Raw genomic sequence first — 26184 nt, forward strand, 5'->3', positions numbered from 1 at the left:
ACGGCGGAATAGAACCCGTCAGGGAACCCGGTTCAGCCATACGTCCGTGCCGAACTTCGCGTCAACCCGTTTTCGGGCTTCATCGAGCTCCGCTTCACTGAGCCGGGACTCGACTGCGCCATAGCGCTCGGTAAAGACTTCCTGCATGGCCTTGAGGATGGCGGACCGGGCCAGGCCGGTCTGCCGACGCAAGGGATCCACGCGCTTCTTGGCACTCCGGGTTCCCTTGTCGGACAACTTCTCCTTGCCGATGCGCAGAACCTCCACCATCTTGTCGGCGTCGATGTCGTAGCTCATGGTGACGTGATGGAGCATGCCCCCGTTGGCAAGCCGCTTCTGTGCTGCTCCGCCGATTTTGCCCTGCTCCGTTGCAATGTCGTTGAGCGGGACATAGAAAGCGTTGATGCCGAGCTTCTCCAACGCGGCCATGACCCAGGAGTCAAGGAAGGCATAGGAGTCCGCGAAACTGATGCCGTCCACCAGTGTCTGCGGCAGGTACAGCGAATACGTGATGCAGTTTCCTGCCTCCATGAACATCGCTCCCCCGCCGCTGATCCTGCGCACCACGGTGATGCCGTGCCGGGACACGCCGTCGGGGTCCACTTCGTTACGCACTGACTGAAAGCTGCCAATCACCACGGAGGGCTCTTCCCAGTCCCAGAACCGCAGCGTCGGGTTCCGCAGCCCGGCACCGACCTCCTCAGTGAGGACTTCGTCCAGGGCCACGTTGACCTCGGTTGGCAGGACCGTCGGTGGGATGACTTCCCATTGGTGGTCTGACCAGCCGGTGGCCTTGGACAAGGCCCGCCGGACTGTTATGGCCACGGCTTCTGCGGAGAAGCCGAACAGTACGGCACCTTCAGGCAAGCCCGCGGTTACGGCCGCGGCAATGTCCGCTGCCGTTGACGTGCCCGGCAGTCCTGTCAGTGCTTTGTTGATGTCCTGCAGGGCCTCGTCGGGCTCCAAAAAGAAGTCTCCGCTCAGGGAGACATTGGCGAAGTGGCCGTTCGCCACCTCAAGGTCAACCACCACCAGTTTTCCGCCGGGAACCTTATATTCGCCGTGAAGGCGGGTGTCGTCGTCGTGGTTCAGAGTTTCAGGCGTGGGCTGGGAAGTCATGCTGTCCATCTTGCCGGAAAACGCAAAAGCCCGCATTGCCGGAATTCCGGCAGTGCGGGCTTTTGAAAAGACTCGGGGGAAGTGGTTACTTCTTGCCGCCGAAGCCCTTGAAGCGAGCGTTGAAGCGCTCGACGCGGCCAGCGGAGTCCATGATGCGCTGCTTGCCCGTGTAGAACGGGTGGGACTCCGAAGAGATTTCGACGTCGATAACCGGGTAGGTGTTTCCGTCTTCCCACTCGATGGTCTTCGAGGAAGACACGGTGGACTTGGTCAGGAACTTGGTACCGGAGGCCAGGTCGTTGAAGACAACAGCTTCGTACTTCGGGTGGATATCAGACTTCATAATGGGACCTTTTGTTCACGCAGCTGGATTTTGCCAGCTGCCAGGTATGAATGGAGGTGGTCCGTTACTGGACAGTGAATATTCCAGCGGCCGGGCCAACAACCAATCATAGCGGAAACGGCCTTGCCATACGAACCGGCGTCAGTCCCGCGGCCGGAGTTCCCAGAACGCCACCGCCGAGGCAGCGGCTACGTTAAGTGAATCCACGCCGGCGCGCATCGGGATTTTGACGGCGAGGTCGACGGCGGCCAGCGTGTCCTCGCTCATGCCTGCGCCTTCAGTGCCCAAGACCAAGGCGAGCTTCGGAATCTGCCGTGCGGCCAGGTCGTCCAGGTCAACCGCATTGTCCGTCAGCTCCATGGCGGCCACCGTGAAGCCCTGCTCCTTCAGCCGGGACAGGTCATCCGGCCAGCTTTCCAGGCGCGCCCACGGGACCTGGAAGACCGTGCCCATGCTCACGCGGACGCTGCGCCTGTACAGCGGGTCACCGCAACGTGGCGAGACCAGGACTGCGTCGACGCCCAGCGCTGCCGCCGACCGGAAGATTGCGCCCACGTTGGTGTGGTCCACTATGTCCTCCAGCACGGCCACCCGCTGGGCTTTCGCGAGGAGTTCTTCCAAGGGAACAGGCGCTGGCCGGTGCATGGCTGCCATCGCTCCGCGGTGGAGGTGGAACCCGGTGATCTGTTCCAGCAGGTCGGCCTTGCCAATGAAAACCGGAACGTCGGGGTATTGCCGGAAAACGTCGTCGAGGTCCGCCAGCCACTTTTCGGCGAGGAAGAAAGAACGGGGCTGGTGTCCCGCAGCCAGCGCCCGGCGGAGAACCCGGGAGGATTCGGCGATGTACATGCCCTCCTCCGGCTCGCGGAGTTTGCGAAGGTGGACGTCGGTGAGGGTGGTGTAGTCCGTGACGCGTGGATCATCGGCGGACTCGAGGTAGTGAAAGGTCACAGGGGATTATTTCAGCAGGTTGGCGATCATGAAGCCCAGTGCAACGAGGCCGAGCGCGAAAATGACGGCCCGAAGGACTTTCGGCGAGAGCTTCCGCCCCACTTTCGAACCGATGAGGCCACCGATGGTGGAACTCACGGCGATGATCAGGACAAAGAACCATTCGATCCGGTCGAAGGCGAAAATCAGGTAGGAAACGGCGGCAACCATGTTGACGCCGAGCACCAGGATGTTCTTCATGGCATTCGCGTTCTGCATGGTTCCCGAGAGGAAGACCCCCAGGATTCCCACCAGGAGAATCCCCTGGGCTGCGACGAAGTAGCCACCATAAACACCGGCAAGATACACGAGGACCACCAGCAGGATGCCGTGGCTTCGATCGCGGATCGCATGCTCGGGGTTTTGTTCCCTGCTGCGCACCCAGGCCTGCAGCTTGGGCTGGAAGACCACCATCAGCAGGGCCACCACCAGCAGCACCGGGGCAACATAGTGGAACACCTTCTCCGGCAGGTGCAGGAGCAGCCAGGCCCCGGTGATACCGCCCAGCAACGAGGCCGGCAACAGTTTCATCAACTGCCTGCCGCGACCGGCAAGCTCGCGCCGGTAGCCCCATGCACCGGCGGCGTTGCCCGCTACCAGGCCCATGGCATTGCTCATGGAGGCAACCACCGGCGTCACACCAATGGCAATAAGTACAGGGAAGGTCACCAGCGTGCCGGAGCCGACCACCGCATTGATGGTTCCGGCCCACAGGCCCGCGAAAAAGACCAGGATGTCGTTAAGGATTTCCATTGTGGTTTCGGGGCTGCCTATCGGCGGGCGACGGCCGTGTAGCGGCCGGCGTTTTCGGTAACGTTCAGGGGCAGGCCGAAGGTATTGCTCAGGTGTTCGTCGGTCAGCACTTCCTTGATGGGACCCGCGGCCACGACACCGCCTTCGCGCAGGAGCATGGCGTGGGTGAAGCCCGGGGGCACTTCTTCAAGGTGGTGGGTCACCAGGACCATGGCAGGGGCGTCCTCGTCGCTGGCGAGCTCGCCTAGCTTGTGGACGAGTTCTTCGCGGCCCCCCACATCCAGGCCGGCTGCAGGTTCGTCGAGGAGAAGCAGTTCAGGATCGGTCATGAGTGCCCGGGCAATCTGGACGCGCTTGCGCTCCCCTTCGGACAGGGTGGCAAAGGTGCGGTTAAGCAGCGGGCCCATTCCCCAGTCGTTGAGCAGGCGGAAAGCACGACGTTCGTCGTCGCGTTCGTAGCCTTCCCGCCAGCGGCCGGTTACGCCATAGGCTGCCGTGACCACCACATTGAGCACGTTCTCGTGTTCCGGGATTTGGGTCGCAAGTGCTGCCGACGACAGTCCGATCCTGGGACGCAGTTCAAAGACGTCGACGCGTCCAAGAACTTCGTCGAGAATCCCTGCCTGGCCGCTGCTGGGGTGCAGTCGCGCTGCGGCAATCTGGAGGAGGGTCGTCTTGCCGGCGCCGTTGGGGCCCAGGATGACCCAGCGTTCGCCTTCGTTGACCTGCCAGTCAACCTTGTCCAGCAGGGTCTTTTTGCCTCGGACAACGCTGACGGAAGCCAATTCCAGAACATCACTCATAGCAGTAGACACTAGGACAAAAATCCACATGACTGATAACCGGTTGCGGCGCATGCCCGGTGACATGAAATGAATTCGGGCGGGTGCGGCGCCCTCAGTAGGATTGGGGCCATGACTTCGAACTTGGCTGCGGTCAGCTATGGCGTGAACTTGACCGCCGAATCCCTGGAAAATATCCGCCTTGCCCTGGCTGGCGCCGGCGTCACAGTGTCGTCCGAATCACACTCCGCAGATGAGCGCTTCGCCGTTCACACAGTGGAACTCACGCCTCTGGAGGATGCGGCCTCGGACCTCGCCGGCGTGCGACGCAAGGTAGCTGAGGTGGCAGGCCCTGGAGTTGATACGGCCATTGTTCCCCAGGGGCTGCGGCAGGCAGCGCGGAAGCTGCTCATCATGGATGTCGACTCAACTTTGATCCAACAGGAAGTCATCGAGCTTTTGGCCGCCCATGCAGGTAAACGGGAGGAAGTCGCTGCTGTCACAGAGGCAGCCATGCGGGGCGAGCTCGACTTCGCACAGAGCCTCCACGCGCGGGTTGCAGTGCTCGCCGGGCTGCCTGCCGCCGTCGTCGATTCCGTCCGGGAAGAAGTTCGCCTCAGCCTCGGTGCGGCTGAACTGGTTGCGGCGTTCAAGGCCGCCGGCCACACCGTGGCCGTTGTGTCAGGTGGGTTCAACCAGATCCTTGAACCGATTGCGGGCGGGCTGGGCCTGGATTACTGGATCGCCAACGAGCTGGAAATTGTCGACGGCGCGTTGACCGGCAAGGTACTCGGCGCGGTTATTGACCGCGCTGCCAAGGAGAAATACCTGCGCGAATGGGCCGCTGCGGAGGGCATCAGCCTGGAGCACACCATTGCGGTGGGTGATGGCGCCAACGACCTGGACATGCTGGGTGCAGCCGGGATCGGCATTGCCTTCAATGCCAAACCGGCCGTTCGCGCCGTGGCGGACGCCGCCATCAACATGCCGTATCTGGACGCAGTCCGGCACATCGCCAACGTCTAGGTCGCCGGAGTCTTCCCTGGCTACTGCCCTATTTGCCATGAGATTGAAAGCGCATAAGTGTAGACGCCTTGCATTTCATGACGGTGAATTCGCACTAATTTATTCGATTGTCACCCGATCGCATTAAATGTCCAAGGGAATATGCTGTGCCCAATTCCGTGTGTGAGGATGGAAACTTCAAAAGGACATCCGTTATGCAATAACGGTCCGGGATGAAGGAAGTGCAGGGCAGGTGGTGGACCGTTCGGGACGCACATGGAAGTGGTGGAAGCGTAATGACGGTCTGGACGCCAGCGAATTGACGTCCTTTGCCGCAGAAGAAAGTCCGACACCACTTCATGAATTCCTCGGGGTCGAACCTCAAGGGGACGAACTGCCGGCAGCGGAGGTGTTCGAGCCTGGATCTTCCAGCGGAACGCCTCTATACCAGGAGACCCGAACCATGTACTTCACGGATTCCGGCCATGACGAAACAGAACAGGAAGAATCCATTATGAGCTCACTTGATGACGCCATGAAGCAACTGCTGTCCATAGAGGGCGCTACAGGGGCAGCCATCGTTGACTACTCCAGCGGGATGGCCCTGGCGCAGGGCGGAAACCCCGGCTTCGACCTCGGGGTGGCCGCGGCCGGCAACTCCAACGTGGTCAGTTCAAAACTGCGAACCATGGCGGATCTGAAGCTGGACAGCAACATCGAAGACATCCTCATCACCCTGGGCACCCAGTACCACCTGATCAACGTCCTGAACTCTGAAGGCTCCAAAGGCCTTTTCGTGTATTTGGTGCTTGATCGCACGTACGCGAACCTGGCCCTGGCACGCCACAAACTCAGCAGCATCTCCAAGGGCGTCAGTATCTAGCGCCTGCGTTTTGAACGGGAGAGGACGGCCGCGTACACCGCGACCGTCCTTTTTCGCCATCAGTAACCTATTCCGGATAACCGGCTGCGGATCAGGTCATGACCCGCCGCGCGTCTCTGGTCCCCGACTCGAACTTCACGCCCAGCATGTGGTGGACCAGGACGTCCTCGTTCGTGTTGGCATTGGCCTCAATGGTGACCAGCTCGCCATCGCGCATCACCCCGATCCGGTGGCACCAGCCAACCAACTCCGACAAATCCGACGACAACAGAATGATCGCGACCCCGAGCTCGCTGAGTTCGCTCAGCATCTCGTAGACGACTTCCTTGGCGCCAATGTCGATGCCGCGGCTGGGGTGGCTGAGAATCAGCACATCGCAGCCGGCACTCATCCATTTGGCCAGCTGCACCTTTTGCCGGTCACCTCCGGAAAGAGTGTCCAAGGCACCGTGGATGTTGGTGGTGTTGATGCGCATGCGTCGAACCACCTCAACCACGCTCCTCAACGTGGCGATCTCCTCCTCCAGGTCCCCGCTCGGGCTGCCGCTGCTCTGAAGGCCTTCCGTTATGCTGGCATCGGTCGGCGCCGATTCGGCCGTATCTGAGAGGTAACCGATCTTTAGCCTCGCTGCGTCGTGGATCCCGCGGATCTCCACGCGCTCACCCCGGATGCGGATCTCGCCGGAGGTGCTTGGATGTACGCCTGCCAATGCCTCGACCAGCTGATAGACGCCGGAGCGATGTGTTCCCACAAGGCCGAAAAACTCTCCCTTGGAGACTTCAAAGGAGACTCCCCGCACGGCGTCATCGACGCTAAGGTCGACCACGCGCAAGGCCTCCCCCGTGTCTGATCGCCCGGTGGGCCTGACGTTGCCCTCCAACTCGTGATTGAGGAGCAGGAACGCCAGTTCGTCTACGTTGGTCTGGCTGGCTTCCAGGACTTTATGGACCCTGCCATCCCTGAGCACGGCGATGCGGTGGGCGATGGAACGGACCTCATCCAGGCGATGGGTGATGTAGATAATTGCGCGGCCTTGCCTGGTCAGCATGCGCAGGACCTGATGAAGGACGGCAACATCGTGGTCCGGAAGTGACGCGGCAACCTCGTCCATGATGACCAACTGGGCTTCTTCGGCAACCATCCTGAGAACTTCCACAAGAGCCTGCTCGGCGCGGATCAGGGTGCCCACCTTGGCGTCCGGATCCATCGTGACGCCGATGTCCCGGATGAGTTCGGCGGCCCGGCCACGGAGTTCTTCATGGCGCTTGCCGGCCTGGAATGTTCCTCGAAAGATTGCCTTGGCGATGGTCAATTCAGGGTCCAGCCGGAAGTTCTGCGGGATGAGCCCGACGCCGCACGCTCGCGCTTCCTCTGCGGACTCGGGCCGATACTTCTCGCCCGCCAGCATGATGTGGCCGGCCTGGTGTTGATGGGTCCCTGCGAGGACGCCCATGAGCGTTGTTTTTCCGGCACCGTTGGTTCCGATCATGCCGAGAATTTCGCCGCGATTCAGCGAAAGGCTGACCCCTCTGAGGATTTGGCGCTGTTCATAGGACGCATGAATATCATCCGCATGCAGTAGTAAGTCCAAAGAAACTCCTGTATGAGCCGCACCGTGTGAGTCCAGCGGCTTTGGCATGGGTACCGCTAATGAGTGACGAGCCTCGAAGGAGGCGCTTTTCAGAGTCAATCAGACGCCCGGAACAAATGCAAAAGGAAAAGTGCGAAACAGATTTTTGAAATTCGTGACGCGGTTATTGGTGATATTTATCTAATTGTCATCGAGCATTGTTCCACCCCGAAATGCAGCCGGAGACTTAAAGCGGAACGGCCCGGGACGCTGTCCCGGGCCGTTCCGTATGAGGCGATCTACTGCTGCTACTCGCCTGACTTGTTGAAGTAGTCAGAGCCGCCAACGTATTCGGTGTGTCCCGATTCCACGTCTGCGGTAACCATTTTGGCAACCTCCGCTGCAAACTCCTGAACGGAGTAGAGCTTTCCGGCTTCGGCGCGGCGGGCTTCAATGGCACCTGGATTTGAACGGTCCAGGAGGGTGGCAGTCACTGTTCCTTCGATCATGTCACCAGAAACGACCACCAAGGAGATCCCCTTGTCGGCCAGATTCGGCAGGAGGGCGCGCAGTGCGTCCTCGCCGGCACGCTTGCTCTTGGCAACGGGCTCGTATTCGGGCATCGTGGGCACGGTTTCCACGAAGTGGGCCTGGTGGCTGGTTACGAAGACAACCCGCGAGCCCTCCGGCATCAGCGGCACAGCGGCATTGAGCATGTTGACCTGGGCGTCGCGGTTCAACTTGAGCGCGTAGCCTTCCTCCATGCCCGACTCCATGCCGCCCGAAGCATTGAGCACCAGGATATCCAAGGAGCCGAATTCCTCCATCGCGGTGCTGGCCAGGGCGTGTACGCCTTCGTCCGTGGTGAGGTCCGCTCCCACAGCCGCAGCCCGGCCGCCTGCCGCCTGGATGTCAGCTACAACCTTGTTGGCGCGGGGCGCCTTTTGGCGGTAGTTGACGACGACGGCGGCACCCTCGCCAGCGAGGATCTTGGCAACTTCCGCTCCGATTCCACGGGAAGACCCCGTGACGATCGCGGTCTTGTTATCCAGCATTCCCATTCGTGCTCCTTTTGTTCACTTCATCCAAAATCCGTGGGCTCGGTTTCCATCTTGCCAGTGGCACGGACCAAACCCTTTGTCGCCCCCGGACAAAAAACTGCCGTCGTGGCTAGTGGCCCATTCCCAGTCCGCCGTCCACCGGGATGACAGCACCTGAGATGTAGGCGGCTTCGTCGCTGGCTACCCAGCGAACGACGTCGGCTACTTCGGATGCCTCCGCGAAGCGACCGGCCGGAACGTTGGCCAGATACGATTTCTGTGTTTCTTCGGGCAGTTCGGCAGTCATGTCCGTGTTGATGAAGCCCGGAGCCACTACGTTCGCCGTGATCCCGCGGCTGCCGAGTTCACGGGTCAGCGACCGCGCGATGCCCACCATGCCGGCTTTGGAGGCGGAGTAGTTGATCTGGCCAGGTGCACCGTAGAGCCCGGACACCGACGAAATAAGGACCACGCGGCCTTTCCGCAGCCGGATCATGCCCTTGGACGCCCTCTTGATGACGCGGAATGCGCCAGTGAGGTTTGTGTCCAGGACCGACGTGAAGTCCTCCTCGCTCATGCGGAGCAGAAGGGTGTCCTTGGTGATCCCGGCATTCGCCACCAGGACCTCCACGGGACCGTGGGCTTCCTCGACGATCTTGAATGCAGCATCGATCGACGCCTCATCGGTCACATCGGCTTTGACGCCCAGGATTCCCTCAGGCAGTTCTGTTTCACTGCGGTAGGTGACGGCGACCTTGTCACCGTTGGCGAGGAACGATTCCGCGATGGCCAGGCCGATGCCGCGGTTGCCGCCGGTGATGAGGACGCTGCGGGGGGCCGATACTGCTTCAGACATACATGTGCTCCAGGTTCCGCGGCATTCGGTGCCGCTGCGACAGGGATTTTCCTTTGTTGATCTTATCCGCCGTACGCAGCAACCGGCGGGCAACAAGGGCCGTCCGCGGTTTGGGTGGCTACCGGCTTGGTGAGAGAATTGGAAGAGGCCTTTGGAGCGTGATGATTCAACTGTGACCCCAGGAAGCAGTCCCCTGCAGCAAGTGCCCGGAGATCCGGACGCTGTTTCCGGCGACCCCGAAGTCCACAGCATCACCGATGCGGCAGCTGCCCATTCCGAGGACATGCGCCAGCGCATGGCCAAGTATGCGATCGCCATGGGAATCCGCATGGTCTGCATCATCCTGATCTTTGTGGTGGACGGCTGGTTTAAGATCATCGCCATTGCAGGTGCTGTCTTCCTTCCTTGGATTGCCGTCGTCATCGCCAATGGCAGCGACAAGGCCGAGGTCCACAGCGAGTCCCTCCTGGATTACGTGGCGGTGCCGGAAATCGAAAGGCCATACCAAGCTGCGGACGATGGATCCGCAGACACGCCAACGGTGCTCCAAGGCGAGCTGGTGGATGATGATCCGCCGTCCCGCAGTGCCGAACACACCAGTGGCGAAGCAAGCGAGGCCGGGAAACCCGGCGATGAACAGGCGACTTCATGAATATCTTTAGCCTCGGCGGACCTGGTCTGTCTGACCAGGAATCCCGACAGGCCCAGGGACCGGCGACATGCTCGAGGAAGGGATGCCGTGCCGGTGCTGAGTGGCAGCTTCTGTGGAACAACCCACGCATCCATACTCCGGAGCGGCGGAAAGTGTGGCTCTCCTGCGGGGAACACCGGGAGTGGCTGGAAGACTACCTTCAGACCCGCGGCCTGTGGAAGGAAACCGTGCCCTTCGTGGCCCACCAGGACCCTGCGAACGAGGCCGGCTGAATGTACCGTTTCCTTTTCTCCAGCAAATGGCTGGGGTATTTTGTCCTGGCCGTGATTTTTGCCACCGCATGCGTCTTCCTGGGGCGTTGGCAGATGGACCGCCGGGCCGAGACCCTTGCCGAAATCAACCGCGTGGTCAGCAATTACTCAGCGACCCCCATCCCTTTCTCTGAGATCAGTGACCAGTTCCGTGCCCTGGACCCCGAACGCGAGTGGACACAGGTCCAGCTACGGGGCAGCTACGACCTCGACGGGCAGCGCGTTGTCCGTAACCGTCCGCTGAATGGCCAGCCGGGCTACGACGTCGTGGTTCCCTTCCGGCTTACCACCGGCGAGACCGTGGTGATTGACCGTGGCTGGTTGCCGATCGGCAACAATACGCCCGGCCGACCCGACGTCGTGCCGGCTCCTCCGGCGGGCGAAGTCACCGTAGTCGCCCGGCTGAAACCTGCCGAGCCGAAGCTTGACCGCGGCGCCGTGGATGGGCAGCTCGCTTCAATCGACCTTGCCGGCTTCGCCAAAGAACTCCCGTACCCCATCGCCACGGGAGCCTACGGGCAGTTGGCCAGTGAGGACCCTGCGGTGCAACCGATGCCCACGCCGTTCCCGAAGCCGGCCACGGAAGAGGGTACGCACCTTTCCTACTCCTTGCAGTGGTTCGCTTTCGGTGTTCTGATGTTCATCGGTTTCGGCTATGCCGCACGCCAGCAGGCCCGCAACGCGGCAATCGACGCCGAAGAGGAAGAGGACGACGGGATCATTGCCGCCGGCGGGACACCCAAGCCCCGCACCCCGGCGGCGCGAAAGAACAAGAGGCCCACGTCCGAAGAAGAGGAAGACGCCATCCTTGATGCCCAAGGTTACTGAATGATTCCGGATCCTGTACTGAACGTAAAGGCGGCGTTGACCGCGGCGGGGGCCCAGGACACTATCCGCATCTTTGCGGACAAGGTTCCGACGGCGGCCGCCGCTGCTTCCGTGTTGGGCTGCGACGTCGGCGCCATCACCAACAGCCTGATCTTTGAGCTCGACGGCGCTCCCCTGCTGATCCTTGCCAGCGGCGCCGCCAAGGTTGATACAGCATTGGTTGCAGCACAGTTGGGTACGGGTAAGATCCGCCGCGCCACACCGGAATTCGTGCTGGAGCACACCGGCCAGGAAGTAGGAGGTGTAGCCCCAGTGGGCCACCCTAAGAAACTCCGAACCATCCTGGACAGTTCGCTGCGGGAATACCCACTGCTCTGGGCAGGAGCCGGAGACCACAACTCCATGTTCTCCATCAGCTACCAAGAGCTGGCGCGCGTCACCGACGCCGAACCCTTGCAGGTCCGCTAGGCGACGCTTACGCCAGCGTGATCAAGTCCAGGTAGTCCTCGTTCCAGTGGTCCTCAACGCCGTCCGGAAGCAGCACTACGCGTTCCGGGTTCAGCGCCGATACGGCACCTTCGTCGTGGCTGACCATGACGACGGCGCCGCTGTAGTTCTTGAGCGCGCCCAGGATTTCGGCGCGGCTGGCGGGGTCGAGGTTGTTGGTGGGTTCGTCCAGCAGCAGAACGTTGGCGCTGGAGGCAACGATGGTGGCCAGGGCCAGGCGCGTCTTTTCTCCACCCGAGAGCACACCGGCGGGCTTGTCGACGTCGTCGCCCGAGAAGAGGAATGAACCCAGGATGCCGCGGACTTCGGCGTCCTTCATGTCCGGCGCCGATGAGCGCATGTTCTCGAGAACGGTGCGATCAACGTCCAGGGTTTCGTGCTCCTGGGCGTAGTAGCCCACCTTGAGGCCGTGCCCGGGAATGATGTCACCTGTGTCCGGCTTGTCGACTCCGGCCAGCATGCGCAGCAGGGTGGTCTTGCCGGCACCGTTGAGGCCCAGGATAACCACCTTGGAGCCACGGTCGATGGCCAGGTCCACATCAGTGAAGATTTCCAGCGAGCCGTAGGACTTGCTGAGTCCTTCGGCCGTGAGCGGGGTCTTGCCGCACGGTGAAGGATCCGGGAAGCGCAGTGCTGCTACGCGATCGTTCTCACGGACAGCTTCCAGGCCGCTGAGGAGCCGCTCGGCACGCTTGGCCATGTTCTGGGCTGCTACTGCCTTGGTGGCCTTGGCCCGCATCTTGTTTGCCTGGTCGATCAGGACCTGGGCCTTCTTTTCGGCGTTGGCGCGTTCGCGCTTGCGGGCGCGTTCATCCGTTTCACGCTGGAGCAGGTAGCGCTTCCAGTCCATGTTGTAGTAGTCGATCTGGGCGCGGTTGGCATCAAGGAGGTAGACCTTGTTGACGGTGGCCTCGAGCAGGTCCGTGTCGTGGCTGATCACGATCAGGCCGCCCTGGTGGTTCTTCAGGAAGTCCCGGAGCCAGGTGATGGAGTCGGCATCCAAGTGGTTGGTGGGTTCGTCCAGGAGCAGGGTTTCTGCGTCGGAGTATAGGATTCGTGCCAGTTCCACGCGGCGGCGCTGTCCACCGGAGAGGGTTTTCAACGGTTGGTTCAGGAGGCGGTCCGGCAACGCCAGGTTAGAGGAGATCGCCGCGGCTTCGGCTTCGGCAGCGTAACCTCCGCCTGCCAGGAATTCTGCTTCGAGACGGTCGTAACGGCCCATGGCTTTACGCTGGACGGCGGCGTCCTCGCTGGCCATGTCCTCGTGTGCCTTCTTGAGTTTGCCCACCACGACATCCAAGCCACGGGCGGAGAGGATGCGGTCGCGGGCGAGCTGCTCCATGTCAGGCGTCCGCGGATCCTGCGGCAGGTAGCCGATCTCGCCGCTGCGGGTTACCTTGCCGCCAGCAGGGAGCCCTTCGCCTGCGAGGACGCGGGTCAGAGTGGTTTTGCCGGCACCGTTGCGCCCAACGAGGCCAATCTTGTCCCCTTTGTCCACCCGGAAGTTAACCTGGTCCATGAGCAGGCGTGCGCCGGCGCGGAGTTCGAGGTCCTGGACGGTAATCAATTCGGGTGATGCCTTTCAATGGGGAACGCCTGCGGGGACCGGTGGGCCCGGTCAGGTGCGGAGCCTGACAGCTGCGGCGGGGTGTGCTGTGAGAACAGCCTGTTCAAGTCTACCGGTACCCCGGCCGGGGACTGGCATTTGCCCGCCCAGCGAAATTTTGCGGCACCCTTCAAAGAATCCGCGGCGTGCGTTGTGGGAAGGCTCCAAAATGAGGGTCCCGTGGCGTCCGTACCCTCGAAGGCAGGGGGAAGTTCCGCACACACCGCATCGCATCACACCTGATTGGACCCTTCATGAGCCAGACCGACTCTGCCACAGCGCAGCTCACTACTGCACCCGCCCGTCGGCGATGGACCGCTACTGACATCGGCCTTATCGCTGTCTTCGCAGCGCTCGTCGCAGCCTCCTCGATCGTCCCCGGAATCCCGGTAGGAGCATTGGGAGTCCCGATCACCTTGGTGACCCTCACCGTGATGCTTAGCGGACTGGTGTTGGGTGCTGGACGCGGGTTCGCCGCCGTCGGGCTTTATGTCCTGCTCGGCCTGGCAGGGTTGCCCATCTTCAGTGGTGGACGCAGCGGCTTGGGGATCCTGGCGACGCCTTCCGCAGGCTACATTGTGGCCTTCCCCTTGGCCGCTGCCGCTACCGGCTACCTGGCCGCCGTCGTGATCCGCCGGACGGTGAAGTACCGGGGGCTGTGGCTTTTCGCCGCCGCCATGGTCAGCAGCGTCGTCATCATCCACGGTCTCGGTGTACTGGGCATGATGGTGAACGGCAAACTCGACTTTGGCAAGGCTTTCGTTGCCGACCTTGCCTTCTACCCGGGAGACATCCTCAAGAACGTGCTGGCCGTGGTCATTGCACTTGCTATCCACAAGGCCTTTCCTGATGTCCTGGTCCGTCGGGTCAAGTAGGCCAGGAACTATCACCGCATGAATTCCATCCATTTCGACGGCGTCTCGGTCCGCGTTTCGGTCGACGGCAGCGACACTGCCAAGACCCTGCTGCATGACGTTTCGCTGGGGCTCACTGAGCGGCGCATTGGCGTCATAGGGGCCAACGGTTCCGGCAAGTCCACGCTGCTGCGCCTGCTCAATGGCTTGGTTGCACCCAGCGAGGGCAGGATCGTAGTCCACGGCGATGACACCGTGGCGAACTTTCGAGGGGTTCGGCGAAACGTGGGTTTCGTGTTTACCGATCCCCTGTCGCAGCTGGTCATGCCGACGGGCCGTGAAGACGTAGAGCTTTCACTCCGCCGTTCCGTCAAGAACTCCAAAGAACGCGCTGCCCGGGCCGAAACAGTCCTTACCCGTTTCGGCCTCCTGGGCCTGGCCGACCAGAGCATTTACGAACTTTCCGGCGGAGAACGGCAGTTGTTGGCGTTGGCGGCCGTGCTGGCGGTTGACCCCAAGGTGCTGGTCCTCGACGAACCATCCACGCTGCTGGACCTGCGCAACCGGGAGCTCCTTCGCCGCACCATCGCAGGCCTGGACCAGCAGGTCATCATGTCCACCCACGATTTGGACCTGGCGACGGATATGGACCGTGTCCTGGTTGTCGAGTCGGGCCGGATAGTGTTCGACGGCGATGCGGAAGAAGGCGTCGCACGGTACCGGATGCTTTGCGCGGCGGCGTTGGACGAGCTTCCGACCGGAAGCAGGACAGGCGACGTGCCGAGGTGAGGGGCCATGGTTTCCTGATCGCCAACTACGTTCCCGGGAAGTCCGTGATCCATCGCGCACCCCTGTTGCTGAAATTCCTGGTGGTGGCCGCCTGCGGGGCAGCATCCTTCCTGGTGGTCGACTGGGCCGTTTCACTGGTGGTCTTCTGCATCATGTGTGGCCTGTTCCTGCTCAGCGGAGCAGGCCTGCGGCGACTTGCCGGAGCCATCCGGATGGTGGCGCCCGTCGTGCTGGTCATTGGATTGTTCCAGTGGTGGCAACTCGGAGGATCCACGGCGGCCCGGATCGTCCTCAATATCCTGGTGTGCGTGGTGGCAGCATCCGTGCTCACGGCCACCACTCCGGTGCAGGACCTCCTGGATGGCGTGGTCTCACTGGCCAAGCCGTTCCGGCGCTTTGGAGCCGACCCCGAACGCTTTGCCCTGACCATCGCCGTGATGCTTCGGAGCATTCCGTTCATCGCCGGAGCTTTCGCCGATGTGCGCGACTCAGCCCGGGCCCGTGGCCTGGAGCGCAATCCCCGGGCCTTGGTGCTCCCTGTCTTCATCACTACCGTGGCGTACGCCCGGCAGACGGGCGATGCGTTGGCTGCCCGCGGCCTGGGTGAGCCGGAAGACCCGCTAGAGCCTTGAGTACCGCATAAGTGCCGCTGTTCCCATGCCGCCGGCGATGCTGATCATTGCCAGCCCCAAGGGCGACTCCCTCGACTGAAGGTACCGGCGGCGCGCCTGGGCCAGGAGGCGGGTCACCAGGACCGCCCCCGACGCACCGTAGGCGTGGCCCAGCGCCAAGGCTCCACCGTCCAGGTTCGCCCGTTGCGGCGCGATCCCCAGGTGGTCCAGGCAAGCAATAGTCTGGGCGGCAAACGCTTCATTGAATTCGATGAGGTCGACGTCGTCCGGTGCCACTCTGAGTTCCGACAGGAGCTTTTCGGCCGCGTAGGCAGCACCGACGCCCAGCAGTTCCGGATCTACACCGCTGGTATCGCAGCCCAAAACCAGCAAGCCGTCCTTCGCGCCCATGGCCCGTGCGCGCTTGAGGGAGGTAACGACGACGGCGGAGGCACCGTCCGCGTCGAAACACGAATTCCCTGCGGTGACTGTTCCTCCGGGCACGAAGGCTGCAGGGAACCGCGCCATCATCGGCGCGCGAAGCGAGGGGCGGGGACCATCATCGCGGGTCACCGACGTTTCCTGGCCCGCCAGGGAGACCATCTCGCTCACGAACCTGCCGTCTTCGGCGGCGCTGACCGCCCTCCGATGGCTGCGGAGTGCGTAGTCGTCCTGCCGTTCCCGTGACACGCCGCATTCCCGTGCCACGTTTTCGGCGGCCACCCCCATATCAGGGTCGCCGTACTGCATTGGCACAAAGGTGGCGCGCGAGTAGAAGTCCAGGCCGCCGTCGTCGTTCCTGTTGGCCCGGGCGGGAGCGGTACTGATGCTTTCGACGCCACCGGCTATATAGAGGGGGTCGCCGCCGGCTGCCACCAGCCGGGACGCCAGTGCAATAGCGTCCAGTCCCGAGCCGCACTGCCGGTCCACCGTGAGTCCAGGAACCGAGATTGGCAAACCGGCCTGCAGCGCGGCGAACCGCGCCACATTTCCCCCGCCGCCCACCGCGTTTCCGATGATGACGTCGTCAACCGCGGCGGCATCCACGCCCGCCGATTCAACCAACGAACGGATCACCGGTGCCAGGAGGTCCGGCGCGCGGAAGTGCTTCACTTGGCCATTGGCGCGGCAAATGGGGGTACGGAGCGCCGCTATGATCACCGGTTGGAGGGACTCGTCCGCGTGCACGTTCATGGGTGCTGCGTCAGCCAAGGGGCTGCGCCCGCGAGTCGTGGTTCTTGATCCAGTCCAAAAGGACACCCCTGCTGATTTTGCCCCGGTCCGTCATGGGCAGCTCCGCGAGCACGAAGAACTGCAGCGGCCATTTGTCCCTTGCAAGCAGTCCGTCCAATCCGGTACGCAGCTGCGTCGCGGTGACGGCGCCGTAGGCAGGTACGACGCCGGCAATCACCTTTTGCCCGCGGATATCGTCAGGCGCCCCGGCAGCAACAGCCACTTCTATCCCCGGAACCGAGGCGAGGGCAAGCTCCACCTCGTGGGGGTAGACGTTCTTGCCGGCAGTAAGGATCATGTCTGAGCGCCGCCCCAGAATGTGGAGGATCCCGTCCTCCACATAGCCTTGGTCACCCACGGTGTACCAACCGTCCAGGCATCGCAGGGCCTGCCCGTCATCACCCCACAGGTAGCCGTTGCTGACCATTGCACTGCGCACGCTGATATTTCCGTGCCGGCCGTCGGGAAGGGACCGGCCCTTGTCATCCAGGATGCGCAGTTCCACGCCTGGAAACGGCTTGCCAATGCCGGTGCCGCCAGCGTCGAGCCGTTCGCCCGCAGGGAGCCGGGTACCGGACACGAAACTCAACTCCGAGGCGCCGTAGTACTCGTAAATTGCGGCATGCGGGGCCCATCGCCGGGCAGCTTCCAAGGTGCGGGCGTCCAACTTTGAACCAGCGCAAATGATGCTTCGAAGGCCCGAAGCGTCAACATCCCCCGCAAGGCCACGTTCGCTGAGCAGCCGCAGCATGGTGGGTGCAAGGACCAGGCGCGTGATGCCGTCATGGCTGATTGCGGAGTGTGCTTCACCCACGTCGAAGGATTCAAGCGTGTGGAAGGCCGCTCCCGCGTACAGGCACTCCGAGAGGGCGTACAGGTTAAGGCTGGCTGACAACGGTCCCGGGGCCAATGTCCGGTCCGATGTTGTGAGGCCAAAGAACTCTATGGATGCTTCGAAGGACGCCTGCCACGAGCTGCGCGAACGCGTGAAGGCCTTGGGGATGGACGTGGTTCCGGAGGTGAGGCCGATGAGGAATGTGCTGGACGGATCACCGTCTTCCAACCCCGTACCTTCCGCGGAGCCCGAATCCAGGATGCGCGCCGAGACTTCCTCGACCATGTGGGCCGGCCATTGCGGATCCAGGACAGCACACCGCCGTTCCCCGGCCACGGCCGCCGCATAACGTTCCACGAACCGCAATGAGTTGGGTTCGGCAAGAACAGTGGTGGCGCCCGCAGAGCCGAGCAGCGCTGCTGCGGCATCGCGGAGTCCGGCCCAGGTGAGCCCGGCATTTCCCACGACGACGGCGGTGTCGTGTGGGCGCTCATCGGCCCAGAGGTGAAGTTTGTCCAGGAATGGCATCCAGCCAATTTTACGGCAGTGTCCAACGCCGAGCACCAAAAGTGACGTCTATTCTGACTGTATGAGTTTCAATGACGGCGCACAGCTTGACCCTTCCCAGGTGGAAGACCGACGTGGCAGCGGGATGGGCCGCGGAACCAAGATCGGTGGTGGAATCGGTGGCGGCATTGTGGTGCTGCTCCTGGCCCTTTTTGGGATCAACCCCAGCATCCTGGGCGACCTGACGGGCGGCGGTACCCAGCCGCCTGCCATCGAAAGCGGTACCGCGGGCGCGGGCGGCCTCCAGGAGTGCCAAACAGGCGCCGACGCAGACAAGCGACTGGATTGCCGGATCACGGGCACGGTGAACAGCCTCAACGCGTTCTGGCCGACGTATCTGGCCCAGTACAACGTGAAGTATTCCCGCCCCGGGACTGTCATTTTCAGCCAGGCAACCAACACCGGCTGCGGCCCGGCCACAACGGATGTGGGCCCTTTCTACTGCCCCACGGACGTGAAAGCCTATTTCGATCCCGGCTTCTTCGATGAACTGGTAACTCGCTTCGGCTCCTCGGGCGGCCCCCTGGCGCAGGAATATGTGGTGGCCCACGAATTTGGACACCATGTGCAGAACATCCTGGGCAACCTCGACAAGGCCCAGCAGGACCCGCAGGGTCCCCAGTCCGGTGGTGTCAGGGTGGAACTGCAAGCCGACTGCTACGCAGGATTGTGGGTCCGGCACGCCACAACGCAAACCGATGCAAGCGGCAAGCCGTTCCTGGATCCCCTGACCGAGCAGGACCTGCAGGACGCCCTGTCGGCCGCCTCCGCCGTCGGCGATGACCGTATTCAAAAAGCGGCCACCGGGCGGGTATCCCCGGAATCGTGGACGCACGGTTCCAGTGCACAACGCCAGAAGTGGTTCTATCAGGGGTACACCACGGGTGACATCAACAAGTGCGACACCTTCGGAGTTGCCGCTCCCTAGGACTTTCGCTGTTAACAAAAGAATGGTTCCGGGCACATTGCCCGGAACCATTCTTTTCCCGCTGCGAGCGGGTGAAACATGCTGATCAGATGTTGAAGCCGAGGGCCCGCATCTGGTCCTTGCCGTCGTCGGTGATCCGCTCGGGACCCCATGGCGGCATCCATACCCAGTTCAGGCGCCAGTCATCAACGACGCCGTCGAGCGACTTGCCTACCTGTTCTTCAAGCACGTCCGTCAGCGGGCATGCCGCCGTTGTCAGTGTCATGTCGATCAGGAGCGCGCCGTCTTCGTCTGAATACTTGAGCCCGTACAGAAGCCCCAGGTCCACTACATTGACGCCAAGTTCCGGGTCAATGACGTCCTTGAGCGCTTCCTCGACGTCCTCGAGGCTGGTGCGCGCCGCGTTGATTTCGGTCATGGAATGATCCTAACTAGGCCTGCACGGCAGGGGCAACGGCTACGCCGGCGCCGGGAGCGTAGCGGTCGTAGCCCTCTTCTTCGAGACGGTCGGCGAGCTCGGGGCCGCCTTCCTCAACAACCTTGCCGTCTACGAAAACGTGGACGAATTCAGGCTTGATGTAGCGCAGGATACGCGTGTAGTGGGTGATGAGCAGCGTGCCCATGTTGCCCTCTTCGTGCGCGCGGTTAACGCCCTCGGACACTACCTTGAGGGCGTCGACGTCAAGGCCGGAGTCGGTCTCGTCGAGGATGGCGAACTTCGGCTTGAAGAGTTCCAACTGGAGGATCTCGACGCGCTTCTTCTCGCCACCGGAGAAGCCTTCGTTGACGTTGCGCTGGGCAAAGTCAGCGTCGATGCGCAGCTGCTGCATCGCTGCCTTGACGTCCTTGGTCCAGGTGCGAAGGGCCGGCGCTTCGCCGTCGATGGCTGTCTTGGCGGTGCGCAGGAAGTTGGTCATGGTCACACCGGGAACCTCTACCGGGTACTGCATGGCCAGGAAAACGCCTGCACGTGCACGCTCGTCGACGCTCATCTCCAGGACGTCTTCGCCGTCCAGGGTGATGGTGCCGCTCGTGACCGTGTAACGCGGGTGGCCGGCGATGGTGGAGGCGAGGGTTGACTTGCCCGAACCGTTGGGACCCATGATGGCGTGGGTTTCACCGGTCTTGATGGTCAGGCTGACGCCCTTCAGGATCTCCTTGGTGCCCTGCTCCGTCTCAATGCTGACGTGCAGGTCCTTGATCTCAAGAGTTGACATGCTCTTCTTTCTTTTCGTTCGTAAGTCTGGCGGTACTGGGTGCTCAGTAGTTATCTACCGAGGCACCGTTCACAACGTTGGTCACGTCCACATAGACGTCGTCGCCATCGATGGTGACGGCGAAAACCGGGACGGGGTCATAGGCAGGCAGCTGGAGGGGCTGGCCGCTGCGCAGGTCGAACTGGGAACCATGTCCCCAGCACTCGATTGCACAGCCTTCAACCTCCCCCTCGGACAGTGAGATGTCTGCGTGCGAGCAGGTATCGCCGATGGCGTGGATTTCGCCCATCGAGTCCCTCACGATGGCTACGGGGTAGTCACCGATCAGGACGCGCAGCGCCTGCTTGACCTGGATGTCATTGGCGTTGCATACCAGTTCGCCCTTGGTTTCTTCACTCATGGTTGTCCTGCCTGGCCTGTCTTAGTTGTCGGTCGCGGCGAGTTCGCGCTCAACAGCCGCGGTCAGGCGCTCTTCGATTGCCGGGACCTTGATCTGCTGGATGATCTCGTTGAGGAAGCCCCGGACCACCAGGCGGCGGGCAACCTTTTCGGGAATGCCACGGGCCATCAGGTAGAACAAGTGCTCGTCATCGAAACGGCCGGTGGCGCTGGCGTGGCCGGCCCCCTCGATCAAACCGGTTTCGATTTCCAGGTTTGGCACGGAGTCTGCGCGGGCGCCATCGGTGAGGACCAGGTTGCGGTTGGCCTCGTAGGTGTCAGTGCCTTCTGCTTCCTTGCGGATGAGGACGTCGCCGACCCACACGCTGTGGGCATTCCGACCCTGCAGCGCGCCCTTGTAGAGGACCCTCGACTTGCAGTTGGCCACGGCGTGGTCAACGAACAGGCGCTGCTCCAGGTGCTGCCCGGCATCGGCGAAGTAGAGACCGAACATCTCGACGTCGGCGCCAGGTGCGGTGAAGCGGGTGGACGGCGTGACACGCACGAGGTCGCCGCCAAGGCTGACCACGATGTGCTTGAACTTGGCATCGCGGCCGATTTTCGCCTGCTGCGATGACGCGTGGACAGCGGTGTCAGCCCATTCCTGGAGTGAGATCACTGTCAGTTCAGCACCGTCTTCGACGATGATCTCGACGTTCTCGGACACCACGGCAGTGCCCTGGTGGTCAAGGACAACGACAGCCTTGGAGAAGCGCTCCGCCACAATCACGATGTGCTGGGCTGACGGTGCCTCTCCGGCGCCTGTGACCAGGACCGAAACTTCGCTTTCGGCCTGCAGTTCGGCGGGGACAGTGACAACCGTTGCTTCGGCAAAGTTTTCCCACGCATTGGCGGACACGAGGTCCTCCGGGATGGCTGCCTGGCCAATGCGCTTGTCATCGCGGCCCACGGTCTCAACAACGACGCCGGCAGGCGCCGTGACGCTGACAGTGGGAGCTGCACCGTTGAGCACCTCGGTGTGGAGGCCGCGCAGGCGCTTCAGCGGGGTGAAGCGCCAGTCTTCCTCAAGGCCGTTCAACGGCTTGAAGTCAGCCAGCTTGTATGAGGTGAGACGGCCTGCACGGGAGCTGTCGGGGATGCCCACGCCGCCACCATGCGAGTGGCTCTTGGCCGAAGCGCCGCCGAGCGGACCAGCGGAAGGCTGCTCCGACGTCGTGCTGGTGTTCGTTCCGGTGTTGACGGGCGAAAGGTTCTCGCCTTCCTCGGTGAAGCCGTTGATAAACGGCTGGGCCGAGGGCGCGCCGATGCGCGCCTTTTCTGTTGTGATATCAGTCATTGTTAACCGACGGACCCTTCCATCTGCAGTTCAATCAAGCGGTTCAGCTCAAGGGCGTACTCCATGGGGAGTTCACGGGCGATCGGCTCAATAAAGCCGCGCACGATCATGGCCATGGCCTCGTCTTCGGGCATGCCGCGGGACATCAGATAGAAGAGCTGCTCTTCGCTGACGCGGGAAACGGTGGCCTCGTGGCCCATGACAACGTCATCCTCGCGGATGTCGATGTACGGGTACGTATCCGAGCGGGAAATCGTGTCCACCAGGAGGGCATCGCAACGGACCGTGTTGGCCGAGTGCTTGGCGCCCTCGCGGACCTGGACCAGGCCGCGGTAAGCTGCACGGCCGCCACCGCGGGCCACGGACTTGGAAATGATGGAGCTCTTGGTGTTCGGAGCGATGTGAACCATCTTGGACCCGGTGTCCTGGTGCTGGCCCTCGCCTGCGAAGGCGATCGACAGCGTCTCACCCTTGGCGTGCTCGCCAACGAGGTAGACGGCCGGGTACTTCATGGTCACCTTGGAACCGATGTTGCCATCGATCCACTCCATGGTGGCGCCCTCTTCGCAGATGGCGCGCTTGGTGACCAGGTTGTACACGTTGGTGGACCAGTTCTGGATGGTCGTGTAGCGGACGCGGGCGCCCTTCTTCACGATGATCTCCACGACAGCCGAGTGCAGGGAATCCGAGGTGTAGATCGGCGCCGTGCAACCTTCGATGTAGTGAACGTAGGAGTCTTCATCGGCGATGATGAGCGTGCGCTCGAACTGGCCCATGTTTTCCGTGTTGATGCGGAAGTAGGCCTGCAGCGGGATGTCCACGTGAACGCCCTTGGGCACGTACACGAAGGAACCGCCGGACCACACGGCCGTGTTCAGCGAAGCGAACTTGTTGTCGCCCACGGGGATGATGGTTCCGAAGTACTCCTGGAAGATCTCCGGGTGCTCGCGCAGCGCGGTGTCGGTGTCCAGGAAGATGACGCCCTGGGCTTCCAGGTCCTCACGGATCTGGTGGTACACGACCTCGGATTCGTACTGTGCCGCGACACCGGATACCAAGCGGCTGCGCTCAGCTTCGGGGATGCCGAGCTTCTCGTAGGTGTTCCGGATGTCTTCCGGAAGGTCTTCCCACGTTGCCGCCTGCTTCTCGGTGGAACGCACAAAGTACTTGATGTTGTCGAAGTCGATGCCGGAGAGGTCTGCACCCCAGGTGGGCATGGGCTTACGGTCGAAGTACTTCAGGCCTTTAAGGCGCAGATCGAGCATCCATTCGGGCTCGTTCTTCTTCGAGGAGATGTCGCGGACGACCTCCTCGTTGAGGCCACGACGGGCGTTGGCGCCTACGTCGTTCTTGTCGGCCCAGCCGTACTCGTAGTTTCCGATACCGTGCAGTTCGGGATTCTTCTCCAGAATCTCCGAGATCACAGTGCCGTCGGCTACCGCTTTCTCTGCTATTTGGTCCGTCATCACGGCCTTTCTTGCTGGTTGTTTGATTCCTGGTACGGACTCACGGACTGCTCTTCGGCACCTGTAGGCACCGTGGCAGCCAAGCGCCCGGTAGGTATGTGGGTAGTGCAAACATGTCCGCCCTGCGCGAGCGTAGACAGCCGCCGGACGTCGACGCCGACCAGACGGGAAAAGACCTTGGTTTCGGTGTCGCAAAAAACGGGGAATTCAGCAGCGAGGCGCTGGATGGGGCAATGTCCCTGGCAGAGTTGCACGCTGGACAATGCCGCCGGCAGGGGTGCCTTGGCTTCGATGGAATGTGCTGAGGCAACAAATCCGTCGCGGCTCAGGGCCGTTGACAAAGCCAGGGCCCGGGCTGTGATGTCGTCCCCTGCTGCTTCCACTTCCGGGGCGTACCGGCGTTCCATATCCGAGAAGCGCTCTTCTGCGTACTCGCGGACCGCGTCTTCACCGGCCAGCTCCTGGAGGCGCCGGAGCGCGGAACTGGCGATGTTCAGGTAGTCGTCGCCGAGCTTGGACTGTCCTTGGGAGCTGAGCACGTACCGGCGTGCGGGGCGGCCGGCGCCTGACCCGGCCTTCGCTACCCGCTTGACCTCGATGACGCCGGAGCGTTCCAAGTGGTCAAGGTGCCTGCGAACAGCGGCGGGGGTAAAACCGAGGAGGTCGCCGAGCTCGGCGGCACTCACGGGTCCGTTCTCAAGCACGGCGCTGAGGACACGGTCACGGGTGCGGTCATCCGCGTCCGGCAACGCAGGCGCGGCAACGGGTGCCCCTGCTGCTGCAGCATGCCGCTTTAGGGGCATGGAAACTGGACTGCTCATGGAATACACAACACAATCATGTCGTAATTTGTTTCATGCATCCAGTAAGGCAAGACTGACCTACGCCTGCCCGCCAAGTGTGACCGTACTACTTCCCGTAGAATACTCTGGTGCGATCACCCGATTCCCCTGTCCTCACCATAGACGGACTAATTAAGGATGTAGGCCCCCTGGCCTCCCTTGACGGCAAGATGCTCCGGGTAGTCAGCGGGCTGTCCCTGTCGGCTGAGCGCGGTCAGGTGACTGCCCTGCTTGGGGCCAATGGTGCCGGCAAGACCACCACGCTTGAGTGTGCCCAGGGCCTGCAGAGGCGGACCGGTGGCAGTATTTCCCTGCTCGGTGAGGACCCGGATACAGCGGGGGCCCAGCTGAGGTCCCGCGTAGGCGTGATGCTCCAGGATGGTGGCCTGCCGCCGTCGGCCCGTCCCATCGCGTTGCTGCGGCACATTGCCGGCATGTACCAAAACCCCATGGACATCGACGCACTGGTGCAGCGCCTCGGAATCGACCAGTTCAGCCGCACCACCGTGCGTCGGCTCTCCGGCGGCCAAAAGCAGCGACTGGCGTTGGCAGCGGCTTTGGTGGGAAATCCGGAGATCCTGTTCCTGGATGAGCCAAGCGCGGGTCTGGATCCGCAGTCGCGGCAGGTGGTCTTCGACCTGATTGCGGAACTTCGCGACGCCGGTATGGGGATCGTCCTGACGACGCACCTCATGGACGACGCCGAACGCCTTGCGGATTATGTCTACATCATCGACGGCGGCCATAACGTCGTGGAGGGTACTGTTGCCGATCTCCTCCGGCACGACCACGGCACTGAGGCCAGCATTGCTGAGCGGACCCTGTACTTCGACGCTCCCGCCGGCCTGGACTTCACAGGCGTCCTTGGCGGGGCGTTGCGGGTCAGCGAGAGCCGGTCGGGCAGTTACTCGGTAACCGGGGAACTCACTCCCAAGGACCTCGCTGCCTTGACGGCCTGGTGGGCAGAGCGGAACATCATGCCTGCCTCGCTGCGCTTGGAAGCCCGCAGCCTGGAAGACGTGTTCCTTGACATCTCCGGAAGGGACGTCCGATGAGCAAACTGCTTACACCCAACGCCGGGCCGGCGTCGTTGCCCCGCAGGATCATGCAGCAAGGGCGCTACGAAACCATCACCATGCTCCGCAACGGGGAGCAACTCATCCTCGCGATCGTCCTGCCGCTAATGGCGCTGGTGGGACTGGTTGTTACCCCCTTGCTCGACGGCCTTGGCGGTTCCCGGGTAGATGTTGCCACTCCAGGAATCCTGGCCCTATGCGCCATGTCCACGGCCTTCACCGGCCAGGGCATCGCAACGGGCTTTGACCGCCGATACGGCGTCCTCCGTTTCCTGTCCACCACTCCCCTCGGCCGAACCGGGTTGATTGCCGGAAAGGTCCTGGCAGTCCTGGTGGTCCTGGTACTCCAGGTCCTGGTGGTGGGGGCCGTTGCGGGCTTCCTGGGGTGGCAGCCCAGGCCCGAAGCCTGGCTTCCTGGACTTGGCTTGCTGGTACTTGGCGCTGCGTCCTTCACTGCATTGGGTCTGCTGGTGGCCGGCACAGTTCGCCCGGAGGCTACCCTGGCCATCACCAACCTGGTGTGGATACTCTTCGGCGCCCTGGGTGGAATCGTCGTACCGGCCCAACGCCTCCCCGCCCTGGTGCAAAGCATTGTGCATTACCTTCCATCCGGAGCGTTGGGAGAGGCCATGCGGGAAGCGTTCCTGCACGGTACAGTCGCCCTGCCCGCCGTCCTGGTCCTCCTCCTGTGGACGGTACTGGCCGGTGCCGCCGCCATCCGCTGGTTCAAGTGGAACTGACCCGGCCCGGAATCAACCAACCAAGCAGAACTGAGAAGTGAGAAAA

General features: G+C 62.4%; 29 protein-coding genes. 12 read left to right on the plus strand and 17 right to left on the minus strand.

The genetic code is table 11. The features are described 5' to 3' along the window. Positions 1–18: 18 nt before the first annotated feature. The 5 genes from NEK97_RS01485 to NEK97_RS01505 all read right to left on the minus strand — a co-directional run bounded on the left by NEK97_RS01485 (position 19) and on the right by NEK97_RS01505 (position 4008). The gene (locus NEK97_RS01485; RefSeq protein WP_374111496.1) at positions 19–1128 is read right to left on the minus strand and encodes a lipoate--protein ligase family protein; all 1110 of its coding nucleotides are present in this window, start codon (positions 1126–1128) and stop codon (positions 19–21) included. A 76-nt stretch (positions 1129–1204) separates the two neighbouring features. After that, on the minus strand, positions 1205–1462 hold the full coding sequence (locus NEK97_RS01490) for a type B 50S ribosomal protein L31 (protein ID WP_066275740.1): 258 nt from the start codon (positions 1460–1462) through the stop codon (positions 1205–1207). Between the two features lie 141 nt (positions 1463–1603). After that, positions 1604–2413: an RNA methyltransferase gene (locus NEK97_RS01495; protein WP_257368112.1), complete on the minus strand. Its 810-nt coding sequence runs from the start codon at positions 2411–2413 to the stop codon at positions 1604–1606. A 6-nt stretch (positions 2414–2419) separates the two neighbouring features. Then, positions 2420–3205, minus strand: a complete 786-nt coding sequence (locus NEK97_RS01500; protein WP_235521980.1) for a sulfite exporter TauE/SafE family protein — start codon at positions 3203–3205, stop codon at positions 2420–2422. A gap of 17 nt (positions 3206–3222) precedes the next feature. After that, on the minus strand, positions 3223–4008 hold the full coding sequence (locus tag NEK97_RS01505; protein ID WP_257368113.1) for an ABC transporter ATP-binding protein: 786 nt from the start codon (positions 4006–4008) through the stop codon (positions 3223–3225). A gap of 111 nt (positions 4009–4119) precedes the next feature. Between NEK97_RS01505 and serB the strand changes: the two genes are divergently transcribed. Further along, positions 4120–5013 (plus strand): phosphoserine phosphatase SerB, encoded by an 894-nt coding sequence (serB, locus tag NEK97_RS01510; RefSeq protein WP_257368114.1) that lies wholly within the window; start codon positions 4120–4122, stop codon positions 5011–5013. Positions 5014–5245: 232 nt separating this feature from the next. Then, positions 5246–5875 (plus strand): hypothetical protein, encoded by a 630-nt coding sequence (locus NEK97_RS01515; protein WP_257368115.1) that lies wholly within the window; start codon positions 5246–5248, stop codon positions 5873–5875. A gap of 91 nt (positions 5876–5966) precedes the next feature. Here the strand turns inward: NEK97_RS01515 and NEK97_RS01520 are convergent, their stop codons facing one another. The 3 genes from NEK97_RS01520 to NEK97_RS01530 all read right to left on the minus strand — a co-directional run bounded on the left by NEK97_RS01520 (position 5967) and on the right by NEK97_RS01530 (position 9341). Next, positions 5967–7514, minus strand: coding sequence for an ATP-binding cassette domain-containing protein (locus tag NEK97_RS01520; RefSeq protein ID WP_257368116.1), 1548 nt, complete (start codon positions 7512–7514; stop codon positions 5967–5969). Between the two features lie 239 nt (positions 7515–7753). Next, the gene (locus NEK97_RS01525; RefSeq protein WP_235521760.1) at positions 7754–8506 is read right to left on the minus strand and encodes an SDR family oxidoreductase; all 753 of its coding nucleotides are present in this window, start codon (positions 8504–8506) and stop codon (positions 7754–7756) included. Positions 8507–8615: 109 nt separating this feature from the next. Beyond that, entirely contained in the window at positions 8616–9341 is a 726-nt protein-coding gene (locus NEK97_RS01530) for a beta-ketoacyl-ACP reductase (RefSeq protein ID WP_257368117.1), read from the minus strand. A gap of 151 nt (positions 9342–9492) precedes the next feature. Between NEK97_RS01530 and NEK97_RS01535 the strand changes: the two genes are divergently transcribed. Genes NEK97_RS01535 through NEK97_RS01550 form a run of 4 tightly spaced genes read left to right on the plus strand, consistent with a single transcriptional unit; the run spans position 9493 to position 11600 of the window. Next, positions 9493–9993, plus strand: a complete 501-nt coding sequence (locus NEK97_RS01535) for a DUF3099 domain-containing protein (RefSeq protein WP_257368118.1) — start codon at positions 9493–9495, stop codon at positions 9991–9993. Next, positions 9990–10265 (plus strand): hypothetical protein, encoded by a 276-nt coding sequence (locus NEK97_RS01540; protein WP_257368119.1) that lies wholly within the window; start codon positions 9990–9992, stop codon positions 10263–10265. Before NEK97_RS01535 ends, NEK97_RS01540 begins: the two co-directional genes overlap by 4 nt. Next, complete coding sequence (locus NEK97_RS01545; protein WP_257368120.1) at positions 10266–11132, plus strand: SURF1 family protein; 867 nt, start codon at positions 10266–10268, stop codon at positions 11130–11132. Then, positions 11133–11600 (plus strand): YbaK/EbsC family protein, encoded by a 468-nt coding sequence (locus NEK97_RS01550; RefSeq protein ID WP_257368121.1) that lies wholly within the window; start codon positions 11133–11135, stop codon positions 11598–11600. Between the two features lie 7 nt (positions 11601–11607). Here NEK97_RS01550 and NEK97_RS01555 read toward each other — a convergent pair whose 3' ends face one another. Continuing rightward, positions 11608–13206: an ABC-F family ATP-binding cassette domain-containing protein gene (locus NEK97_RS01555; protein ID WP_211712652.1), complete on the minus strand. Its 1599-nt coding sequence runs from the start codon at positions 13204–13206 to the stop codon at positions 11608–11610. 293 nt (positions 13207–13499) lie between these two features. On the opposite strand from NEK97_RS01555, the gene NEK97_RS01560 reads away from it, so the two are divergent. The 3 genes from NEK97_RS01560 to NEK97_RS01570 are packed head-to-tail and all read left to right on the plus strand — an operon-like array spanning position 13500 to position 15520. After that, positions 13500–14120, plus strand: coding sequence for a biotin transporter BioY (locus NEK97_RS01560; protein WP_257368122.1), 621 nt, complete (start codon positions 13500–13502; stop codon positions 14118–14120). Between the two features lie 18 nt (positions 14121–14138). Further along, positions 14139–14888, plus strand: a complete 750-nt coding sequence (locus NEK97_RS01565) for an energy-coupling factor ABC transporter ATP-binding protein (protein WP_257368123.1) — start codon at positions 14139–14141, stop codon at positions 14886–14888. Then, the gene (locus tag NEK97_RS01570) at positions 14885–15520 is read left to right on the plus strand and encodes an energy-coupling factor transporter transmembrane protein EcfT (protein WP_257368124.1); all 636 of its coding nucleotides are present in this window, start codon (positions 14885–14887) and stop codon (positions 15518–15520) included. The genes NEK97_RS01565 and NEK97_RS01570 overlap by 4 nt, the downstream gene beginning before the upstream one ends. Here NEK97_RS01570 and NEK97_RS01575 read toward each other — a convergent pair. After that, positions 15509–16693, minus strand: coding sequence for a thiolase family protein (locus tag NEK97_RS01575; RefSeq protein WP_257368431.1), 1185 nt, complete (start codon positions 16691–16693; stop codon positions 15509–15511). The genes NEK97_RS01570 and NEK97_RS01575 overlap by 12 nt on opposite strands. A 10-nt stretch (positions 16694–16703) precedes the next feature. Next, positions 16704–18095 carry a class I adenylate-forming enzyme family protein gene (locus NEK97_RS01580; protein ID WP_257368125.1) on the minus strand — a complete coding sequence of 464 codons (1392 nt, stop codon included), beginning with the start codon at positions 18093–18095 and terminating at the stop codon, positions 16704–16706. A 61-nt stretch (positions 18096–18156) separates the two neighbouring features. Here NEK97_RS01580 and NEK97_RS01585 point away from each other — a divergent pair, with 61 nt between their 5' ends. Then, positions 18157–19062: a neutral zinc metallopeptidase gene (locus NEK97_RS01585; RefSeq protein WP_257368126.1), complete on the plus strand. Its 906-nt coding sequence runs from the start codon at positions 18157–18159 to the stop codon at positions 19060–19062. Between the two features lie 85 nt (positions 19063–19147). Here NEK97_RS01585 and NEK97_RS01590 read toward each other — a convergent pair whose 3' ends face one another. The 6 genes from NEK97_RS01590 to NEK97_RS01615 are packed head-to-tail and all read right to left on the minus strand — an operon-like array spanning position 19148 to position 24301. Further along, positions 19148–19480, minus strand: coding sequence for a metal-sulfur cluster assembly factor (locus tag NEK97_RS01590; protein ID WP_018777579.1), 333 nt, complete (start codon positions 19478–19480; stop codon positions 19148–19150). Between the two features lie 13 nt (positions 19481–19493). After that, positions 19494–20279 carry a Fe-S cluster assembly ATPase SufC gene (gene sufC / locus NEK97_RS01595; protein WP_257368127.1) on the minus strand — a complete coding sequence of 262 codons (786 nt, stop codon included), beginning with the start codon at positions 20277–20279 and terminating at the stop codon, positions 19494–19496. Between the two features lie 43 nt (positions 20280–20322). After that, positions 20323–20679, minus strand: a complete 357-nt coding sequence (locus NEK97_RS01600; protein ID WP_257368128.1) for a non-heme iron oxygenase ferredoxin subunit — start codon at positions 20677–20679, stop codon at positions 20323–20325. A 21-nt stretch (positions 20680–20700) separates the two neighbouring features. After that, on the minus strand, positions 20701–22014 hold the full coding sequence (sufD, locus tag NEK97_RS01605; RefSeq protein WP_257368129.1) for a Fe-S cluster assembly protein SufD: 1314 nt from the start codon (positions 22012–22014) through the stop codon (positions 20701–20703). A 2-nt stretch (positions 22015–22016) separates the two neighbouring features. Next, positions 22017–23480, minus strand: coding sequence for a Fe-S cluster assembly protein SufB (gene sufB / locus NEK97_RS01610; RefSeq protein WP_011774792.1), 1464 nt, complete (start codon positions 23478–23480; stop codon positions 22017–22019). After that, entirely contained in the window at positions 23480–24301 is an 822-nt protein-coding gene (locus NEK97_RS01615; protein WP_257368130.1) for a metalloregulator ArsR/SmtB family transcription factor, read from the minus strand. Before NEK97_RS01615 ends, sufB begins: the two co-directional genes overlap by 1 nt. A 110-nt stretch (positions 24302–24411) precedes the next feature. Here NEK97_RS01615 and NEK97_RS01620 point away from each other — a divergent pair, with 110 nt between their 5' ends. Together NEK97_RS01620 and NEK97_RS01625 are read left to right on the plus strand one after the other, a co-directional pair. Continuing rightward, positions 24412–25377: an ABC transporter ATP-binding protein gene (locus tag NEK97_RS01620; protein WP_257368131.1), complete on the plus strand. Its 966-nt coding sequence runs from the start codon at positions 24412–24414 to the stop codon at positions 25375–25377. After that, positions 25374–26138: an ABC transporter permease gene (locus NEK97_RS01625; protein WP_257368132.1), complete on the plus strand. Its 765-nt coding sequence runs from the start codon at positions 25374–25376 to the stop codon at positions 26136–26138. The genes NEK97_RS01620 and NEK97_RS01625 overlap by 4 nt, the downstream gene beginning before the upstream one ends. Positions 26139–26184: the final 46 nt, after the last annotated feature.

The sequence above is a fragment of the Paenarthrobacter sp. UW852 genome, from assembly GCF_024608385.1.
Classification (GTDB): Bacteria; Actinomycetota; Actinomycetes; order Actinomycetales; family Micrococcaceae; genus Arthrobacter.

Bases quoted from the DNA above. Each gene is read 5' to 3' on its own strand.
- NEK97_RS01485 (WP_374111496.1), bottom strand. From the start codon at position 1,128: ATGGACAGCATGACTTCCCAGCCCACGCCTGAAACTCTGAACCACGAC.
- NEK97_RS01490 (WP_066275740.1), bottom strand. From the start codon at position 1,462: ATGAAGTCTGATATCCACCCGAAGTACGAAGCTGTTGTCTTCAACGAC.
- NEK97_RS01500 (WP_235521980.1), bottom strand. From the start codon at position 3,205: ATGGAAATCCTTAACGACATCCTGGTCTTTTTCGCGGGCCTGTGGGCC.
- NEK97_RS01505 (WP_257368113.1), bottom strand. From the start codon at position 4,008: ATGAGTGATGTTCTGGAATTGGCTTCCGTCAGCGTTGTCCGAGGCAAA.
- serB (WP_257368114.1), top strand. From the start codon at position 4,120: ATGACTTCGAACTTGGCTGCGGTCAGCTATGGCGTGAACTTGACCGCC.
- NEK97_RS01520 (WP_257368116.1), bottom strand. From the start codon at position 7,514: ATGCCAAAGCCGCTGGACTCACACGGTGCGGCTCATACAGGAGTTTCT.
- NEK97_RS01525 (WP_235521760.1), bottom strand. From the start codon at position 8,506: ATGGGAATGCTGGATAACAAGACCGCGATCGTCACGGGGTCTTCCCGT.
- NEK97_RS01530 (WP_257368117.1), bottom strand. From the start codon at position 9,341: ATGTCTGAAGCAGTATCGGCCCCCCGCAGCGTCCTCATCACCGGCGGC.
- NEK97_RS01540 (WP_257368119.1), top strand. From the start codon at position 9,990: ATGAATATCTTTAGCCTCGGCGGACCTGGTCTGTCTGACCAGGAATCC.
- NEK97_RS01545 (WP_257368120.1), top strand. From the start codon at position 10,266: ATGTACCGTTTCCTTTTCTCCAGCAAATGGCTGGGGTATTTTGTCCTG.
- NEK97_RS01550 (WP_257368121.1), top strand. From the start codon at position 11,133: ATGATTCCGGATCCTGTACTGAACGTAAAGGCGGCGTTGACCGCGGCG.
- NEK97_RS01560 (WP_257368122.1), top strand. From the start codon at position 13,500: ATGAGCCAGACCGACTCTGCCACAGCGCAGCTCACTACTGCACCCGCC.
- NEK97_RS01565 (WP_257368123.1), top strand. From the start codon at position 14,139: ATGAATTCCATCCATTTCGACGGCGTCTCGGTCCGCGTTTCGGTCGAC.
- NEK97_RS01575 (WP_257368431.1), bottom strand. From the start codon at position 16,693: ATGAACGTGCACGCGGACGAGTCCCTCCAACCGGTGATCATAGCGGCG.
- NEK97_RS01580 (WP_257368125.1), bottom strand. From the start codon at position 18,095: ATGCCATTCCTGGACAAACTTCACCTCTGGGCCGATGAGCGCCCACAC.
- NEK97_RS01585 (WP_257368126.1), top strand. From the start codon at position 18,157: ATGAGTTTCAATGACGGCGCACAGCTTGACCCTTCCCAGGTGGAAGAC.
- NEK97_RS01590 (WP_018777579.1), bottom strand. From the start codon at position 19,480: ATGACCGAAATCAACGCGGCGCGCACCAGCCTCGAGGACGTCGAGGAA.
- sufC (WP_257368127.1), bottom strand. From the start codon at position 20,279: ATGTCAACTCTTGAGATCAAGGACCTGCACGTCAGCATTGAGACGGAG.
- NEK97_RS01600 (WP_257368128.1), bottom strand. From the start codon at position 20,679: ATGAGTGAAGAAACCAAGGGCGAACTGGTATGCAACGCCAATGACATC.
- sufD (WP_257368129.1), bottom strand. From the start codon at position 22,014: ATGACTGATATCACAACAGAAAAGGCGCGCATCGGCGCGCCCTCGGCC.
- sufB (WP_011774792.1), bottom strand. From the start codon at position 23,480: ATGACGGACCAAATAGCAGAGAAAGCGGTAGCCGACGGCACTGTGATC.
- NEK97_RS01615 (WP_257368130.1), bottom strand. From the start codon at position 24,301: ATGAGCAGTCCAGTTTCCATGCCCCTAAAGCGGCATGCTGCAGCAGCA.
- NEK97_RS01625 (WP_257368132.1), top strand. From the start codon at position 25,374: ATGAGCAAACTGCTTACACCCAACGCCGGGCCGGCGTCGTTGCCCCGC.